The following is a 17,356-nucleotide window of genomic DNA, read 5'->3' on the forward strand; positions in this document are numbered from 1 at the left end:
CCGTCGATTCTATGGACGCTGGAGGCGCCGCGACGTGGATGAGCGGGGCGCAGGACAGACATGGCGAAACTCCGCCACGAATGTGTCAGCCGTGCGGCACTCCTGCTATCGGTTCGCCACCGAGGAAGTCCTCCAGGATCTCGGTAAACCGCGCCGGCTGTTCCTCGGCCACGTAATGGCCGCAGTCGTCGATGACCGCCCCGGTGACGTCGTCGGCCGCCAGCCGCATCGTCTCGGCGACCATCGTGCCGCTGTACCGCGCGCCGCCGACGGCGAGCACCGGCAGCGTCAGCCGGGTGTTCTTGCGCTGCTCGTTCTGCGCGATCGTCTCGTCCAGCGCCCGGTAGTACGCGAAGCTCGCCCGCAGCCCACGAGGATCCGCGACGATCGCATCGACGTAGACGTCGACGGCGTACGCGGGGATCGCGTCCGGGGTGGCTGCCTTCTTGGCGAACTGGTGGCCGAAGAAGAGCCGCTCCCGCCCCCGGACCAGTTCCTCGTTGAGGTCGGTGAGCCGGTTGAAGCCGAAGTGCCAGAGCCGCTGGTTGACCGCGGCCGGGCTGAAGACCGACGGGGTCGGCGTGAGGCCGGGGATAATGGCGTCGACGACGGCGAGCCGGCCCACCCGCTCGGGGTGATCGGCGGCGAGGGCGTATCCGGTCCACATGCCGATGTCATGGCCGACCACGTCGAACCGGTCGTGCCCGAGCGCGGCCATCAGCTCGACCAGATCGGCGGCCAGGGTGCCGGCGTCGTAACCGTCGTCGGGCTTGTCGGAGAGCCCGGCCCCGCGCGAGTCGACGGCGACGACGGTGTGCTCGCGGGCGAGCGCGGGCATCACCTCCCGCCAGGCGTACCAGGTCTGTGGCCACCCGCCGACCAGCAGCAACGGCGGGCCGTCCCCGCCGGTGACGGCGTGCAGCCGCAGCCCGTTCAGCTCCACGAGCCGGCTGGTGAAGACGTCGGTGAACCCGTCGGGCAGCCGCAGAGAACTCAAGCTTGTCGTGCCGTTGGCCGGACTCATCTTGGAACGATCAGTGCAACTTGTCATGCTGGCGACCATACACATCTTGAAACGATCGGTGCAAGATGTGTAGGCTGAGGACCATGGCAGGCCGCAAGCAATTCGACGTGGACGAGGCGCTACGACGCGCGATGCACGTCTTCTGGCGCTGGGGCTATTCGGAGGCCTCGATCGACCGCCTGACCGAGGGCACGGGCCTGGGCCGGAGCTCGCTCTACGCCACCTTCGGCGACAAGAGCACCCTCTTCCGGAAAAGCCTGCAACGGTACGCGCAGACCTACCACCCGCTGTACGACCAGGCACTGTCCGGCCCCCACCCGAGCCCGAGCGCCGTTGTGGCCGCCTACCTGCAGGTCGCCCTGAACCGCATCGCCGACCCGACGGTCCCGGATGGCTGCCTGCTCACGGTGTCGGCTACGCAGTTCCCGGCCCTCGACGCGGAGGGCCAGGCGATGGTCCGCGCCATGATCGACGGTTTGCGGGCGATGCTGGAGCAGGCGTTGCTGGCGGCCGGGGCCGATGAGCAGGAGGCGGCAGAGCTGGCGTTGTGCACGTTGGCAACGAACAAATCCCTGGCGGTGCTGAGCCGCGCCGGCTTCTCGAGCGAAGACCTGGCAACCGTCGCCGCAGCCGCCGCCCGTGTCCCCGGGAGACCAAATCCACTGCCTTGAATGGTGCGATGGGCGCCCTTCCTAGTGGATCTGTTTCTCGATGTGCCGGTGGCGGCGGATCCACGCGGCGAGCTGTGCTGGTCGGGCCTGGTGCACGTGCAGGTTCGTGATCGCGTAGACGGTCTCGGTGGTGAAGCGTCTCGGCTGGTCCAAACGGTGCCGCCGGCGGATCGGGACGGCCTGGGCGGCGTGCGGGAAGTCGATGCCGGTGGAGACGGTCAGGAATCTTCCGGGTGCGGATCTCGCGGCGGCCGTGTCCGCGGCCGGCCTCGCGGGCTGGACATGGCTTCCCCGAAGGCCTCCGCCGCTGATCAGATTCAGTCTTATGAAGTCAAATATCGACGTCAAATATCGTCCTACAGTGGCGAACTTGAAATATGTGGAAGCGGTTCGGGAGAAAAAGCTGTGGCACGTGCTGTGAGGAATCCTTTCTCCTTGGTGGCGAATGTTGGCCGGCCTGGTAGGTGTTTTCCGATGTGGTCCAACGGGGTCCTGTGACTGTATTACGCTCGTGCGTATGAATTCCTTATACGCCGCTCTATGGGGGCTCGGCGGAAGCGCCGCAGCGGAGGCGTTGCAGATCTACCTCATGATGAGAGTTCCAGGTGACGCGCGTGGATTTCGGGCGCCATGGTCGAACCGTAAGCAGCGCAAATACTTCTGGGGCACAGTGACGCTGCGTCTATTCCTGGGAGTATTGCCACCAGCCGCGATTACCGCGTCCTCAGATGTTTTCTCGCCCATGCACGCGATGGTGACCGGCATGACGGCTCCCTTGCTGATCTCGCGGCTGGCCCAGACGCAGACCCAAGGAAATCCTGAGCTTGGTGAGGGCGGCAGGGAAGGCCGGCAAGAACAAAACGGCACCGTAAATTCTCGAAAGAATGAGCGACTGACTCGCCCACCGTCCCCCCGAGCTGCCGGTCCGGTCGACGGCAGAGTCCCTCAGGCGGGTAGGAAGCCGGGGTCCGGCCGGGAGCCCCTTCCCACACCGATGTTCCCGGAGGAAGTCCACGGTCCGGTTTCGGACTCCGCTCCCGTTCGCGATGCAACGGAGCGGGATGCCTTGGGGCGGGACGGTGAGGCGGATGACTCCGCTGCCGAAAAGTACGAGGGCAGGGTGCTACCCGACGTGCCGCAACCGTCCAGGGCTGTCGTCGATGAACGGCAGGAGAAGGACCAGGACGACGAGAGCAACCCCAGCGACTCGGCCCACCTTCCGTGACCACCTTCAGGAGTACCCTCATGCCCCGTAAACGATCACCTCGGTTCGTTCGCGAGTTGGCGCTTCGGCAGCCCTCGGGAGTCACGCGAGTCTCCCCTGACGCCACCTTCCTGGATTTCCTCGCACTGACGCCCGGGCGCCGGAAACCGGGGAGTTTCGGGCGTAAACGCCCCTACCGCCCGCATATGCGACTTTCGGTGCCGACTCTGGCCGTACCCGTGGTGATCGCTCTGGTTGGCGGTGCCGCGTTCGCTGCCGGCTGGCTGCTGCATTTCCCGATTCCGGCGGCCGACAGCGCTCAGCATCCTCCACTGGAGCCGATCACCGCCCAAGCGGACATCAAGCGAACCTACAACGTGGGTATCGGCCCGGTTTCCGGTATCGCCTACAGCCCCGACGGGCGCTTGCTCGCCGCGACCACTTCCGACGGCCGCGTGATCGTGCAGGACACGGTGTCGGGTAGTGAGTTGAACAACAGCCGGACGCCCGAGGTCACGGGGGCAGCCACTGGCGTCACCTTCAGCCCCGACGGAAAGACGTACGCCGTCAGCACCAGCAGCGGCTCCGTCCTGCTCCTCCAGGTGCACGGCAGCCGGGAACCCGCCGTTCTCTCCCCACCGCCAGGCCGTAAGAGCGCAGTGACCAGTGCGGCTTACAGCCCTGGCGGGCAGACCCTTGCCGTAGCCAACTCGCAGGGCATCGTGCAGTTGTGGGATGTAAGCCGTGAGACTCCCGCGGTTCTGGCGGCGCCCGGACGTCACCACTCCGTTACTGATGTGGCTTTCGACAGTCAGGACACGACGCTGGCTGTCGCCAGTATCGACGGGACCGTTCAGCTGTGGGACGTCAGGGCTCCCAGTACGCCAGAGGTCCTCAGCACACTGGAACGTGGTCGGCCCGTGACCAGCGTGGGCTACAGCCCCGATGGCAGTGTCCTGGCGGCCGGCAGCAGTGACGGCACCACGAAATTCTGGAACGTGAAGAGCCCTGACGCGCCACTTCCGTACGACAAGGTGTCGACTCGCCCCCTTCCCGGCGGAGTTGGATCGATCACCGGGCTCGTCTTCACCGACAGCAGCCGAATCGCAGCCAGCACCGCCGGCGGATACGTGCAGGTGTGGGACATCGACAAAAGCCCCAGGCTCCTGCATGCCCCTTCCCGCTCCGAGGCATTCACCAGCCTCTCCTACAACGCGGCACGCTCGACGCTGGCTGTCGGAACCACCGACGGCACAGTGCAGGTATGGGCTGCCGATACAACCGCCGGGCGCGCACGCAGGTGACCATTCGTTGGGGCAGGGTCCGCCTCGTTGGCGGATGCCGGGTGGGTCCGCGCGCAGGCTTCGGGTGGGAAGCTCGACAACGGCGGTTCACCGCAGCCGAGATGCGCCGTTGAGCCGATCGGTGCCCGTGGCTGGAGTGGGAACGGAGCCGTTCGGCATCCGGTAGATCCAGGGCCGGCCGGTATCGCGTACCTCAACTGCCGCAACCAGCAAGGCACTTCCGTGCGTCAGTCATGACCAGGACAATCAGACGGGCGTTCACAGGCCTGCGGAGGACGGATCGTCACACCTCACCGTCCGCCGCGCATTGCCTGCTCGTAAGTGATTCCAGGGGGGACCATGAACCGACGCACGGGTGGGCTCTTGGCGCGCAGACTGCCGCTTCTGGTGAGTACGGCAGTGGGACTGGTCGCGATACTGGCCACCTTCCTGGTGGTCAGCCAGGTCTCCGGCGACTCCGGACGGGACTGCGGTGTCCGGCTGGAGGTGAACTCCTCCACGGAGAAGGGCGATCTGCTCGCCGAACTGGCAGGGGAGTACGACGAATCGGACCGTGACCTGCCAGGCGGCCGGTGCGCCCGGGTGTCGGTGTCCGAGACGAGTTCAGGCGTCGCCATGGAGGCACTGGCGCAGGGCTGGGACGAGGCGCGTGACGAAGCGCCCGAGCCGCAGGCGTGGACGCCGACCGCCTCACTGTGGCTGACGTTGCTCACCGAGAAGGGCACCGCGTCGGACCGCGCGGTTCTCACCGGGGACAAGCCCGTCTCCCTGGCCACCAGCCCGCTGGCCATCGCCATGCCACGGCCCATGGCCGAAGCCGTGGGCTGGCCGCAGAAGAAGATCAGCTGGCGCGAGGTGCTCTCGCTGACGGAGAAGGGCTGGGGCTCGCTCGGCCACCCCGAGTGGGGCCGCTTCCACCTGGGCAAGGACAACCCGCACACCTCGACCTCGGGCCTGGCCGCGACCGTAGCCGCCTTCTACGCCGCCACCGGCCGCTCGAGCGACCTCACCCTCGACGAGGTCAAGGACGGCAAGACCCGGAAGTTCGTGGCGGGAGTGGAGGCCGGAGTGCTGCACTACGGCTCCGACGCGACCGCCTACATGGCCAACCTCGCCGAGGCCGACGCGAAGGGCCAGGCCCTGTCCTACGCCAGCGCCGTCACCGTCCAGGAGCAGCTGATCCACCTGTACAACCAGGGCAGTCCCACCGGTGACGTGGAGCAGCTCGGCAAGGGCAGGAAGCCGAACGTGCCGCTGGTGGCCCTGCACCCGGACGATGGCACCCTCATGCTCGACCATCCCTTCGTGGTGCTGCCCTCGGCCACCGACGAACAGCGCGCCGCGGCCGCCGACTTCCGCGCCTTCCTCCTCGAACCCGCACAGCAGCGCCGCTTCCAGCAGCACGGCTTCCGCGACCACGAGGGCAACGCCGGGCGTGAACTGGCCGCCTCGGTGAGCCTGCCCGACGAGGGCAAGCAGAAGCTGTCCCTCATCGACCCGCCCGCCCCCGACGTGCTCGGAGCGGTCCTCGACAGCTGGGACGAACTGCGCAAGAAGGCACGGGTGTTGCTGGTGATGGACGTATCCGGCTCCATGAACCAGCCCGCCGGAAACGGGCAGAGCCGACTGGAGGCAGCCAAGAAGGCCGCTGTGAACACCCTTGGCCAGTACCACCCGGACGACGAGGTCGGGCTGTGGGCCTTCTCCACCGAGACCGGCGACCACCCCGAGCCGTACCGGCAGATCCTGCCGCCGAAACCTGTCCGCGACAGCAAGGACCAACTCGCCGACGCCATCAACGGGTTGAACGCCGAAGGAGGCACGGCCCTCTACAGCACGGTGCGCGCCGCCCAGCAGGCGGTCCTCGCCGATCTCGACACCGACCGGATCAACGCCGTGGTGGTCCTGACCGACGGCAAGAACGAATACCCGGCCGACAACGACCTCGACGCCCTGCTGAGCGACATCGACGCCAGCCGGCTGGAACGCTCGGTGCGCGTCTTCACCGTCGCCTTCAGCGACCAGGCCGACTTCGGCACCCTGAGTGAGATCTCCGCCGCCACCAAGGCCACCTCGTACGACGCCCGTGATCCCGCGGTCATCGACAAGGTCATGGTCTCCGTCATCAGCAACTTCTAGCCCCCGGCAGTCCCTTGCGACGACACGGCCACCACTGTCCCGCCCCGTGCGGGACCGGCCGTAAGGCGGTGAGTACACGATGAAAGGCAGACACCTCCCGGCCGCCACCGCGGCCACGCTGCTGGGCGCGGCGGGTGCCGCGGCCACCAGCCTGGCCGGGGCCGCGCCAACCGCGGCCTTGCCCGCCGGAGTCGGCATCGGCCTCCTGGTCTGGACGGCCCACACCGTCACCGACCGCCTGACGCGCAGTCCCGACGCCGAGCCCGGGCCGGCGTCCGCCGGCCTCAGACCCGTACGAACTGATCCCGCGCGGCTTGAACCTCCGCCGGACGCCAAGCTCTGGCTGGAGCGCGCCTCGGCCGCCGCCGGCAGACTCGACCGCCACCGGCGCGAGAACACCACCCCTGCCGTGACCGAGGCGCTCACCACCGCGGATACCTTCGTCCGGGCCGCGGCCGACGAACTCCACGCCCGGGCCGAAGCGGTCCGCATCATCGATGCCGCCACCGCCGGCACCGACCACGAGGCACTGCGCAACGACCAGCGGCGGCTGAAGAAGGAGGCCCAAGCCGCTCAAGGAGCCATGCGGGAGGCCAAGGAGGCCTCCGCCCGCGCGACCGGCGAACGCGCCGACTCCCTGGCACGCCTGGCGGAACTGCGTGAAGTCCTCATGGCCACACTGGAATCGACCGTGCTGCGTCTGGAGGCCGCCGCCGAACGCGGCTCGCTGCTCGTCTCGCTCCACGCCGCCGGCGATGCCACCGCACCCGAACCGGATCTCACCTCGCTGGAACACGAACTGGAGGCCGTGCAGGCCGGGCTCGACAGGCTCGACGAGATCAGCCGCTCACTGCACGACACGGGCCCGGCTCAGCGGGAGGAAGGGTGACCGGGGCGCGGCGGGACATCGGAAGTGGGCCGCGCGGAACACGGGCAGGGCGCACGAATGCGCTCAGACCGTAGTGGGGGCCCGTCCGGGGCCGTCCTTTGGTGCGTGCAACTCGTGGCGGTCGCGGTGGCGTTCGTCGGGAAACGTACGCGCCCCAGATGTAAAAAGGCCCTGCTGGCAGCGGTGATGGGCTGGTCGCTGATCGTCGCGCCGGCTGCCGTACTTCTCGGAGGGCGGGGCGGCGCATGGGGTCTGGTCTCGGTCCTCCCGGCGTTCGGCTCCCTCCCCGCGGCCATCTGGGTGGCCTACACCTGGGACTACGGATCGGGCGCGGTTGTCAGGGAGCGTCTGACGTCGGCGCCTGTCTTCACCGCTGCCGTTCTCCTCGGCGCCGGCCCCTTCCTCGTTCCGTGGGCGGCGCACGAGACGGTGGGACAGCCGGTCCTGGCCCGCGTCATGGAAGCGAAGCCCACTGCCGAGGAGGGAGTGGACGAGAATTCCGGGCAGGTCTCCTACCGGCTCGCCGATGCCGCGACCGAGCAGGACCTGGGCTGGACCTCGTACGGACCACGGAAGCGGACACCGGTGGGCACGGTCGTCGAGGTCTCCGTGGTCCCGGGCGGCTGGGCGCGACCGGCCAGCACCGAGCGGCTTGACGACGGCGGGGCGGAGCCCTACGTGATCGTTCTCGCCGCCATGGCGACTGTCCATGTGCTGGCCTGCGCCGGGGTGTGGAGCGGCTGGCCCCGCCAGACGTGGTGACGCCGACGGCTCGCCCGACACAAGGAAGGGACATGGCGCGGGAAGAAAAACGGCGCAGGAAGGGACACGGCGCAGGTCCGCCGGAGGCTTTTTGGGCAGGTGGCGGTGAGCGTGCCTACGATGCGGAAGGCGCCGAGCGGAGGATGACATGGCAGGACGAGGCAAGGGTGCGGATTTTGTCGAAGCACTGGCACGCGGGTTGGACGTGCTCACGTGCTTCGACGCGACCCGCCGTGAGCTGAGCCTCACCGAGGTCGCCGTCGCCACCGGCCTGGCCCGGCCGACGGCGCGACGACTGCTGTTGACGCTGCAGGAGTTGGGTTACGTCCGTGCGACGGGTGAGGGCGGCTTCGCGCTGACGCCGCAGGTGCTCAGGCTGGGAATCGCGTACGCCAGCTCTCTCGGGCTGTGGGAGATGGCCCGCCCGCACATGGAGACGCTCGTGGCGCGCACGCACGAGTCGTCCTCGATCACCCAGCTCGACGGCTCGGACATCGTGTACGTCGCGCGGGTGTCGGTGCCGAAGATCATCACTCTGCGAGTCGAGATCGGGACGAAGTTTCCGGCCGTGCGCACGTCTCAGGGCAAGGTGCTGCTGGCCCAGCTCGGCGATGAGGAACTCGCCGAGGCGCTTGATACACCGTCGCTTTCCTGGGTGGTGACGAAACCGGCTGATCGCGAGGCGCTGGCCGAGGAGTTGAGGGCGGTGCGTGCACGGGGCTGGGCGCTGGCGGACGAGGAGTTGGCGCCGGGCATCCGGTCGATCGCCGTGCCGCTGAGGGATGGCGGGGGAGCCGTTCGCGCGGCCTTGAACGTCAGCACGCACGCCGCTGAGACGAGCGTCGAGGTGCTCACGGAGAACTACCTGCCCCTGCTGATGGACGCGGCGAGCAAGATCTCCTCCGACTGGTCGACCTGGCAGTCGCAGCCCTCCACGGAGGTACTTTCCGCCCGCCCGGGGCACTGAGCCGTTTTCTGAGTGCCTTCGTGCAGTTCAGCGGTAGCAGGTAGACAGGCCGATGCCGTTGTCGCGGGCAGGGCTCGCGGTTCGGGTGGCATCCAGCAGGAACCGGCGGATCAGGACCGCGTGGGCGAAGACGCCCGGGCGTGGCGTCCGGTGCGGGTACCCAGGTGGAGGCGATGGCGTTCCAGAAGAGTGCCGATGTGCTGAACGGTGGCCCGGGAGGTGGGCAGCACCGCGGTGGAGGTGACGGGAGTAGGCATGGTGGAGCTCCGGTGGCGCGGGCGACTGCGAGAAGCGCCCATCCCACCGGAGTCTTGCCTCTGTAAGGCAACCTGGGGGTGTCGGGTGTTCTTACTCTGGCGATTTCGCAGCGTGTTGGTGTCAGGCGCGGGGATCGCGCTTGTTGGAGGCGCCGAACATCCGTATTTCGTTGCGCATACGCGGAGCTCACTCGCGAAGATCTGCTGGACCTGCGGAGTTCTCAGGTGCGTGACCAACGCCTCCTGCGGCGTCGCGACGTCCACCGCTCCAGGACCGTGACGGTTCCGGTGTCGAGGTCGTCGACGCAGAAACTCAGCAGGGCGTTGCCGGGGTTCGCCGCGGCGCTCAGGGCAGGGTGATGACGACCTTGCCGCTGCCGCTCTGGGCGAGCGTGTGAGCTTCGGCGACGGAGGCCAGCGGCAGCACGTGCTCGACGCGGGGGGTGTACAGCCCTCGACGGCCGAGCTCGGCGGCCTGCCGCAGAAGGGCGGAGTCGTTGCGGGCATCGATCTTGCGCAGCCCAAGCCGCGCCGCGCCCTCGGAGTCGATGACGGTGACGACGCGGGCGAGGTCGCCGACGATGTCCAGGAGGTCCGGCAGCGAGGCTGACGGTGCGGCGTGAACGGCCGCGTCGACGCCGGCCGGGGCCAGAGCCGCGACCCGTTCGGCCAGCCCAGGGCCGTACGTGGTCGCCTGGACCCCCAGGTCGGTGAGGTGGGCGTGGTTGGCCTGGCGGGCGGTGCCGATCACCGTCGCCCCCGCTGCCAGTGCGAAGGCGGCGACGGCGCTGCCCACCGCGCCGGAGGCTCCCTCGATCAGCAGGGTCCGCCCGTCGAGGTCACCGAGGGCGGCGATGACCTCCGCCGCGGTGGCCGAGGCGAGTCCGGCCGCGGCGGCCTGCTCGGTCGACCAGTCTGTGGGGACGGCGCTCCAGGCGCTCAGCACTGCGAACTGCGCGGTTGTGTCGCTGACTCCGCCCAGGCCGAAGACGAGGTCACCCACGCGCGTGCCCTCGACGCCCGGCCCCACTTCGTCCACGACTCCGACCGCGTCACGACCGGGCACCGCGGGCAACTCGAGGGGGAGCACCTCCTGCAGGTGGCCTTCGCGCAGCAGGAAGTCGATGGGGTTCACACTCGTGGCCTGGACCTCGATGCGTACCGAGCCCGCCCCGGCGTGGGGTTCGGGGGCGTCCTCAACGACCAGGACGTCGGGGTCGCCGTAACGGTGATAGCGCGCAGCCTGCATGGGAGTCTCCTGGAGTCGACGGGCGCGACATTTCTTGCCGTGGAAAGTAACGGTACGTGCAGATGATTTCCGTGGCAAGTAACGGTAGAATGGCGCCGTGGTAGACCCCCAGCACCTCTCGCCCCAGCAGGACCGCACCTGGTCTCTGCTGGTCGGGGTGATGATGTGGCTACCGGCCGAGCTGGACGCGTACCTTGAACGCGCAGCCGGGGTCAGTCACGCGGAGTACCAAGTCCTGCGCTGGCTGTCGGTGAGTGAGGACCGCGAGGTCCATATGAGCCGGCTGGCCGCCACGGCCAGCGTCACCCCCTCGCACCTGTCGCGCATCGTGGCCAGGCTGGAGAAGCGGCAGTGGATCACCCGCAGCAGCGACCCCGATGACGCCCGCCGGACGTTGGCGCGTCTGACCGAGACGGGCGGGCAGGTGGTGAGCCGCACCGAGCCGGGGTATGCCGAAGAAGTACGTCGCCATGTCTTTGGGCACCTGGATCCCCAGCAAGCCGAACAGCTCGAAGACCTCACCGAAGCGATGCTGACTCCACTGCGCCAGGACTGCGTGCGGTTGCTGCCTGCCCGGACCTCCCGCTGACATGTCTCGGTGCGCAGACCTCGCTTCGCGCCGCCGACACGGGCATGCTTGATTTCCGCCTTGTGCGGGTTCGCAGGGTGTGCCGACTGACGCAACCGACTGTTGCGCCGCCAACGAGAAAAGCTCACTGACCAGGTCGTCAGGTCGTTGGCCAAGTCCTCGGGTCCGATCCGCCTCAGAGCCTCTATCGACGCGATACGGACGACTGTCCGTCTATGTCCGCCACTCCGGCCGCTTCGGCCGTGGAGTGCCCTGAAGCAAGCTCGTCGTCGACCCATTCATAGCCGTTGAGCTGGGAGTTTCCCGGGGAAGCCGCAGCTCCCCGTTGCTTTGGCTTGCTGGACTGCCTGGCTGGCGGGCAGGGAAAAGATGGTGTGAGCGACCTTGACAGGTCCTTTTGGCCGTCACACAGTAAAGGAAACGGACGACTGACCGCCTAGCGGACAATCCCAAAGGATGCTCACCCCATGCCTTCTGCCGCCGGCCCGCTCAGCGGCCTGCTGGTCGCCGACTTCTCCCGGATCCTCGCCGGGCCCTACGCCACGATGCTGCTCGCCGACCTCGGCGCCGACGTCGTCAAAGTCGAAGGTCCCGGTGGCGATGACACCCGTACGTGGGTCCCGCCCACGCGCGACGACGTGTCGACGTACTACTTGAGCATCAACCGCAACAAGCGCTCGATCGCACTCGATCTCAAGGACCGCGACGACCTAGAGGTAGCCCATGAGCTGGTCGCTCGCGCCGACGTGATGATCGAGAACTTCCGGCCCGGTGGGCTCGCCAAATACGGCCTCGACTACACGAGTGTCTCTGCGGACAACCAGCGCCTCATCTACGCCTCGATCAGCGGTTTCGGCTCCGAAGGCGGTGCACGCCTTCCCGGATACGACCTGCTGGTGCAGGCGATGTCGGGGCTGATGAGCCTGACGGGCCCTGCGGAGGGGCCGCCGTACCGTGCGGGCATCTCGGTCTTCGACGTGATGACCGGCATGCACGCCCTCATCGGCATACTCGCCGCGTTGCACGAACGCGAGGAGTCCGGGCTCGGCCAGCATGTCGACGTCAACCTGCTCTCCTCGGCGCTCTCCGGCCTGGTCAACCAGACGGGCGCCTACGTCGCCGGCGGTGTCGTGCCCCGCCGGATGGGCAACGCGCACCCCAGCCTGTTCCCGTACGAGTCGCTACGGACCGCGGACGGCGAGATGATCGTGATCGCGGGCAACGACCGGCAGTTCACCACTCTCGTGAGAGTGCTCGGAGCCCCTGAGCTGGCCGAGGACCGACGCTTCAAGACGGTCGGTGACCGCACGGAGAACCGCGAGGTGCTCCGTCCCATGTTGGAGAAGCTCCTGCAGGCACACACCCGGGCGGAGTGGTTCGACCTCCTCGTCGGTGCCGGACTTCCGGCCGGGCCGATCAACACGATCGCGGAGGGCGTCGAGTTCGCCGCCGGCCTCGGGCTCGAACCCGTGGTGCGGGTGGGGGAAGGGACCGATGCCGTCCCACTGGTCCGCAACCCCATCGGGTTCTCACGCTCAGAGGTCCGCTACGACCTCGCCCCACCCACGGTCGGTCAGCACAGTGAGCAACTGCGGCAGTGGCTGAAGACCCGGGAAGAGGACCGATGAGCGAGCTCCGTTTCCCGACCTCACTCGGCATGTCGACCACGTCGACCATCACACTCCTCGGCGAGGATCTCGCCGACGACCTGATGGGGAAAGTCAGCCTGACCGAGCTCGTCCACCGGATGGTCACGCTTCGCGTGCCCACTCCCGGCCAGGTCCGGATGCTCGACGCCTGCCTGCTGGCGCTGGCCGATCACGGGTTCACTCCGACAGCGATCGCGGCCCGGCTCACCTTCCTCTCCGCCCCGGACTCGGTTCAGGGCGCGCTGGCCGCAGGCCTGCTGGGCGGCGGCTCGCGGTTCCTGGGCGTCACCGAGGACTGCGGCCAGTTCCTCGGCGCGGTCGTGGAGAAGCTCCCCGAACCGCCCACCGACGACGCGGGCTGGGACGAGGCGGCCCGGACCGTGGTGCAGGAGGCGCGGACCGGGAAGCGGATCATTCCGGGACTCGGCCACCCGGTCCACAAGGAGCTCGACCCGCGTACACCGGCCCTGATCAGGATCGCCCGCGAGGAAACCTGCTACGGCCCTCACCTGGCCCTGTTCGAGGCAATCGGCCGAGTCCACGAGGAGTTCCTCGGACGCCGGCTCGTCCTCAACGGAGCCGGTGTCGTCGGCGCCGCGCTCGCCGACCTGGGACTCCCGATGGAGCTGCTCCGCGGATTCGCGCTGCTCGCCCGCGCCGCCGGCCTGCTGGGCCAGCTCGCCGAGGAGCTGCGGATGCCCGTCGCCATGGACGCCTACCTGATGGTCGAGAGGAACGCGGAATTCGTCGATCCGGCAACCCTTCTGGAAGGTGGTGACGATGGGTGAGGCCGATATAGGGCTCTTCGCCCTGCGGCTGTTCCTGGCCGCGCTGCTCGCGGGCCACGCCCTGCAGAAGAGCGTCGGCTGGTTCCGCGGCAAGGGACTGAACAAGACCGCCGAGGTCTTCGAGTCGTGGGGCTTCCGCCCCGGGCGCTTCCACGTCGGCCTCGCCGCCACCTGCGAGTTGCTCGGGGCGACACTGCTCGCGACCGGCCTGTTCACCCGGGTCGGCTGCGCGACGGTGATCGGGACGATGATCGTGGCTGCCGCGCCGAACACGGTCAACGGCCTCTGGGCTCACCTCGGCGGCTACGAGGTCCCCGTGGCGTACGCCGCCATCGCCGCGTGCCTCGCGTTCACCGGACCCGGCTCGATCTCGATCGACAACGTCGCCGACCTGCCGGACGCGGGTGCCCCGGGAGCGGTCGTGGCGATCGTCATCGGCGTACTGGCCGCCGTTCCACCCCTGTTGAACCGGCGGCGTGCACTGCTGGCCCACCCATCCCACCCCGCCGGCCCCACCGACGAGAGAGCGTGAACAGCAGATGGCCAAGCTTGTCGCGATCCTCGCGACCACGCACCACCCCTTTTACTACAGGACCAGTCGGCTTCCGGCTGAAGAGGCGCCGCCGTTCGCCGCCGAGTGGGTGCGGCAGGTCGAGTCGTACCGCGAGACGTTGACCCGAGCCCGGCCGGACGTGTTGGTGATGGTCGGCTCCGACCACTTCCATCAGTTCTGGCTCGACAACATGCCCCAGTTCCTGATCGGCAAGGCGCCGTACTACGACGGCAACTGGGAAAACGAGATGCGGGAGTTCGGCCTTCCCAAACTCCTCTTCAAAGGCGACGAGGAGCTCTCGGCGTACATGCTCCGTGAGGGCATCGACCGCGGCTTCGACCTCGCCTTCTCCAACGAACTGCGCGTCGACCACTCGATCACCTGCCCGATCTTCACGGTCCGCCCGCAGAACGACCTGCCGATCGTCCCTATTTACACCAACATCTTCGCCCCTCCGCTGCCAAGACCCGAGCGCTTCGTGAAGCTGGGACAGACGATCCGCGAGATCATCGACGCCTGGCCGAGCGACCTGCGCGTCGCCGTCATCGGCACCGGCCACCTTTCCCTCGAGCTCGGAGGGCCGCGCCAGTTCGGCCCACACGGTCCCGACCCCGAGTTCGACGCGCGGGCGGTGCGCTGGATCGCCGACGGCGACATCGACGGCTGCCTGGCCGAGGTCAGCCTCGACAGCCTGCACGTTCCGGGCAACGCCACCCACGGCTTCATGGACTTCATGCTGATGATGGGGATCGCCGGCTACGGCAAGGCCGACTACGCCGCCAACCTCGACCTCTTCCACACCATGGAGGCCTACTTCACCTGGTATCCCAACCCCGACCTGATCACCGGTCCGCCGCCGGCCTCGAAGGGAACGCTGCTGTGAGCAAGTACCTCGTCAACAAGTTCCTGTTCACCATCGACCGGGACCACGAGCTCACCGAGCGCTACCGCGAGGACCCGGCCGGCACCCTCGCGTGGTGGGAGGCCGAGGAAGCCAACCGGATCCTCAACTGCGTCGCCGCGGAGAAGAGCACCTGGCTCTCCTTCACCGACGAGGAACGGACCGCGCTCGCCGCCCACGACCACATCACCCTGTTCCAACTCGGCGCCCACCCCTTCCTCACCCTCACCCTCTGGATCGCCATGTTCGAGCGCGACTTCACAGAACCGCTCGGGATGCAGCTCGACTACGCGAGAAAGCTGTCGCATCTCTCGCAGCCCTACCCCGACATCGCGACCTGACCTGCCCACCCCGTACGACCGGAGGACCTGCCGTGCCAGACCGCAGCCCAACCACTCCGACACCGGAGGAGATCGCCGCCGCTCCCGCCGTTGTTTTCCGTCGCGGCCTGGTCCTGACGATGGACGACGCACACACCGTCCTGCGGTCCGGCGACGTCCTCGTCGTCGGCGACTCCATCCAGGCGGTCGCTCCGCATGTCGAGGTGCCCGATGGCACCGTCGAAGTCGACGCGTCCGGCGGCATCCTTATGCCAGGCATGATCGACACCCACCGGCACATGTGGCAGACCGCCATGCGCGGGTACGGCGCGGACTGGACCCTCACCCAGTATTTCGTCTGGAACTACCTCGAACACGGCAAGAAGTTCCGCCCCGAGGACTACTACGCGGGCAACCTCCTCTCGGCGATCGAGGCGGTCGACTCCGGAGTGACCACCAGCGTCGACTGGTCGCACGGTCTGTCCACGATCGAGCATGCCGAAGCCGCGGTGGACGCACTCGAAGAGGTACCCGGGCGTTTCGTCCTCGGCTACGGCAACATCCACGGCGCGCCATGGGAGTGGACCGCCTCGCCCGACTTCCGCAGCTTCGTGGAGCGCCGCATGCCCCGCTCGGAGATGCTCGGCTTCCAACTCGCCTTCGACGTCACCGGCGACCCGGCCTTCCCGGAGAAGGCGGCCTTCGAGGCGGCCCGCGAACTCGGCGCCCCCGTCACCACCCACGCGGGCGTCTGGGGCGCCACCAACGACAACGGCATCCGGCTCATGCACGAGCACGGTTTCATGACCCCTGAAACGGTCTACGTCCACGCCGCGACGCTCTCGGACGACTCCTACCACCGGATCGCGGCCACCGGCGGCCACGCGTCGGTCTCAGCCGAGAGCGAGGCGTCCTGCGGCCAGGGCTACCCATCGAGCTGGGCGCTGCGCCGGCACGGCATCCCGATCTCCCTCTCCGTCGACACCAGCGTGTGGTGGAGCGCCGACGCGTTCGCCGCGATGAGGGCGACCCTTTCCTCCGACCGCACGCGCGAGCACTTCGAGGCGCACGCGAAGGGCGACACCGTGACCCACATCGCGCTGCGGGCCGAGGACGTCGTGGAGTACGCCACGCGCGGAGGCGCCCGGGCCCTCGGGCTCGACGGCATCGTCGGTAGCATCGAACCGGGCAAGCGCGCAGACCTCGTACTGATCAAGAACGACGAGTCGCCCGCCATGTTCCCGATAGTCAACCCGTACGGCCACGTCGTGCTCCAGGCCCAGCGCGGCGACGTGCACACCGTCCTGGTCAACGGCCGGGTCCTGAAGTACGACGGCCACCTCGTCGGCGCCGACCTCCCGAAGACCCGTCAGGCGATCGAGGGCACCGTCGAATACCTTCGCGGCACACTGGGCGAGGAGGAGTGGGCCGCCGGCATGCACCCGGACATCCCCGAGTCGAAGGTGCTCGACAACCCCTACACCTACACCGACTACCGCAACGCGCCGGACGATCCTGCCTCAGCGAACACGCCACCAGAGAAGTGACGTTACTCGTGCTGCTTGGGCGTCGAAGTGTCAGTCGTCCTGTTCCCATGATCCGGCGGGTTCGCCGTTCACGCACCGCACTCGGATTTCGACCTTGCCGGCTGCTCCCTCGAACTTCACTTCGGCACGCTCGTCCGGCCCTCGGTCGACGCTCTCGACGCCGTATCCCTGAGCGGGGGCCCAGGACAGGAGCCGCACCGTCGTGCCGTCGCACTGGGCGATGACGGTCCCGCCAGGAGTGGAGAACGTCTTCTTGACCACAGTGGTCGAGGGTGCCGGGGTGGTGGTCGGGAGGTCCGTCGGAGCCGTGGAGCTCGGTTGCCGGCCCGGAGCGGCCGACGTTGAGGCTTTCGCCGCCGCGAGCTGCTGCTCGACCTGCCGCGGGGTGAGTACTCCGCCGTCGGTGGAGGCAGTGATCCCGTCACCGATGACATGGACGGCTGCCAGACCGGTGAGCGTGGCGGCCGTGGCGGCGGCCGTCCAGCCGGCCAGGGCGAGCAGTGTGCGGGAGGGCATGCGTACGACTATGCCCCGGCCCTCGTT

At 68.3% G+C, this 17,356-nt stretch carries 17 protein-coding genes; 13 read left to right on the forward strand and 4 right to left on the reverse strand.

The window, feature by feature from the left end:
- Nucleotides 1-85 precede the first annotated feature (85 nt).
- On the reverse strand, nt 86-1,024 hold the full coding sequence (locus ACIBLC_RS27990) for an alpha/beta fold hydrolase (RefSeq protein ID WP_399214001.1): 939 nt from the start codon (nt 1,022-1,024) through the stop codon (nt 86-88).
- Nucleotides 1,025-1,107: 83 nt separating this feature from the next.
- Between ACIBLC_RS27990 and ACIBLC_RS27995 the strand changes: the two genes are divergently transcribed.
- Complete coding sequence (locus tag ACIBLC_RS27995) at nt 1,108-1,695, forward strand: TetR/AcrR family transcriptional regulator (RefSeq protein ID WP_399214002.1); 588 nt, start codon at nt 1,108-1,110, stop codon at nt 1,693-1,695.
- A 21-nt stretch (nt 1,696-1,716) separates the two neighbouring features.
- Here ACIBLC_RS27995 and ACIBLC_RS28000 read toward each other — a convergent pair whose 3' ends face one another.
- Nucleotides 1,717-2,043 carry a hypothetical protein gene (locus ACIBLC_RS28000; protein ID WP_399214003.1) on the reverse strand — a complete coding sequence of 109 codons (327 nt, stop codon included), beginning with the start codon at nt 2,041-2,043 and terminating at the stop codon, nt 1,717-1,719.
- Nucleotides 2,044-3,138: 1,095 nt separating this feature from the next.
- Between ACIBLC_RS28000 and ACIBLC_RS28005 the strand changes: the two genes are divergently transcribed.
- From ACIBLC_RS28005 to ACIBLC_RS28025, 5 genes are all read left to right on the forward strand, one after another.
- Complete coding sequence (locus tag ACIBLC_RS28005; RefSeq protein ID WP_399214004.1) at nt 3,139-4,203, forward strand: WD40 repeat domain-containing protein; 1,065 nt, start codon at nt 3,139-3,141, stop codon at nt 4,201-4,203.
- Between the two features lie 387 nt (nt 4,204-4,590).
- A complete protein-coding gene (locus ACIBLC_RS28010; RefSeq protein WP_399214005.1) occupies nt 4,591-6,342 on the forward strand; it encodes a substrate-binding domain-containing protein in 1,752 nt (583 codons plus the stop codon).
- A 79-nt stretch (nt 6,343-6,421) separates the two neighbouring features.
- On the forward strand, nt 6,422-7,231 hold the full coding sequence (locus ACIBLC_RS28015; protein ID WP_399214006.1) for a hypothetical protein: 810 nt from the start codon (nt 6,422-6,424) through the stop codon (nt 7,229-7,231).
- Between the two features lie 105 nt (nt 7,232-7,336).
- Nucleotides 7,337-7,993 carry a hypothetical protein gene (locus ACIBLC_RS28020; RefSeq protein WP_399214007.1) on the forward strand — a complete coding sequence of 219 codons (657 nt, stop codon included), beginning with the start codon at nt 7,337-7,339 and terminating at the stop codon, nt 7,991-7,993.
- A gap of 148 nt (nt 7,994-8,141) precedes the next feature.
- On the forward strand, nt 8,142-8,960 hold the full coding sequence (locus ACIBLC_RS28025; RefSeq protein WP_399214008.1) for an IclR family transcriptional regulator C-terminal domain-containing protein: 819 nt from the start codon (nt 8,142-8,144) through the stop codon (nt 8,958-8,960).
- Between the two features lie 603 nt (nt 8,961-9,563).
- Here the strand turns inward: ACIBLC_RS28025 and ACIBLC_RS28030 are convergent.
- Entirely contained in the window at nt 9,564-10,466 is a 903-nt protein-coding gene (locus tag ACIBLC_RS28030; protein WP_399214009.1) for an NADP-dependent oxidoreductase, read from the reverse strand.
- A gap of 97 nt (nt 10,467-10,563) precedes the next feature.
- Here ACIBLC_RS28030 and ACIBLC_RS28035 point away from each other — a divergent pair, with 97 nt between their 5' ends.
- The 7 genes from ACIBLC_RS28035 to ACIBLC_RS28065 all read left to right on the forward strand — a co-directional run bounded on the left by ACIBLC_RS28035 (nt 10,564) and on the right by ACIBLC_RS28065 (nt 16,813).
- The gene (locus ACIBLC_RS28035; RefSeq protein ID WP_399214010.1) at nt 10,564-11,055 is read left to right on the forward strand and encodes a MarR family winged helix-turn-helix transcriptional regulator; all 492 of its coding nucleotides are present in this window, start codon (nt 10,564-10,566) and stop codon (nt 11,053-11,055) included.
- Nucleotides 11,056-11,522: 467 nt separating this feature from the next.
- Entirely contained in the window at nt 11,523-12,683 is a 1,161-nt protein-coding gene (locus ACIBLC_RS28040; RefSeq protein WP_399214011.1) for a CaiB/BaiF CoA transferase family protein, read from the forward strand.
- The gene (locus ACIBLC_RS28045; RefSeq protein WP_399214012.1) at nt 12,680-13,492 is read left to right on the forward strand and encodes a citryl-CoA lyase; all 813 of its coding nucleotides are present in this window, start codon (nt 12,680-12,682) and stop codon (nt 13,490-13,492) included. Before ACIBLC_RS28040 ends, ACIBLC_RS28045 begins: the two co-directional genes overlap by 4 nt.
- A complete protein-coding gene (locus ACIBLC_RS28050) occupies nt 13,485-14,024 on the forward strand; it encodes a DoxX family protein (protein ID WP_399214013.1) in 540 nt (179 codons plus the stop codon). The genes ACIBLC_RS28045 and ACIBLC_RS28050 overlap by 8 nt, the downstream gene beginning before the upstream one ends.
- A gap of 7 nt (nt 14,025-14,031) precedes the next feature.
- Nucleotides 14,032-14,928, forward strand: coding sequence for an extradiol ring-cleavage dioxygenase (locus ACIBLC_RS28055; protein ID WP_399214014.1), 897 nt, complete (start codon nt 14,032-14,034; stop codon nt 14,926-14,928).
- Nucleotides 14,925-15,287 carry a hypothetical protein gene (locus tag ACIBLC_RS28060; protein ID WP_399214015.1) on the forward strand — a complete coding sequence of 121 codons (363 nt, stop codon included), beginning with the start codon at nt 14,925-14,927 and terminating at the stop codon, nt 15,285-15,287. The genes ACIBLC_RS28055 and ACIBLC_RS28060 overlap by 4 nt, the downstream gene beginning before the upstream one ends.
- A gap of 32 nt (nt 15,288-15,319) precedes the next feature.
- A complete protein-coding gene (locus ACIBLC_RS28065; RefSeq protein WP_399214016.1) occupies nt 15,320-16,813 on the forward strand; it encodes an amidohydrolase family protein in 1,494 nt (497 codons plus the stop codon).
- 30 nt (nt 16,814-16,843) lie between these two features.
- On the opposite strand, the gene ACIBLC_RS28070 is transcribed toward ACIBLC_RS28065, so the two are convergent.
- The gene (locus ACIBLC_RS28070; protein WP_399214017.1) at nt 16,844-17,329 is read right to left on the reverse strand and encodes a hypothetical protein; all 486 of its coding nucleotides are present in this window, start codon (nt 17,327-17,329) and stop codon (nt 16,844-16,846) included.
- Between the last annotated feature and the right edge of the window lie 27 nt (nt 17,330-17,356).

Origin of the sequence: Streptomyces sp. NPDC050535, assembly GCF_044457665.1 — a bacterium.
Classification (GTDB): domain Bacteria; phylum Actinomycetota; class Actinomycetes; order Streptomycetales; family Streptomycetaceae; genus Streptomyces.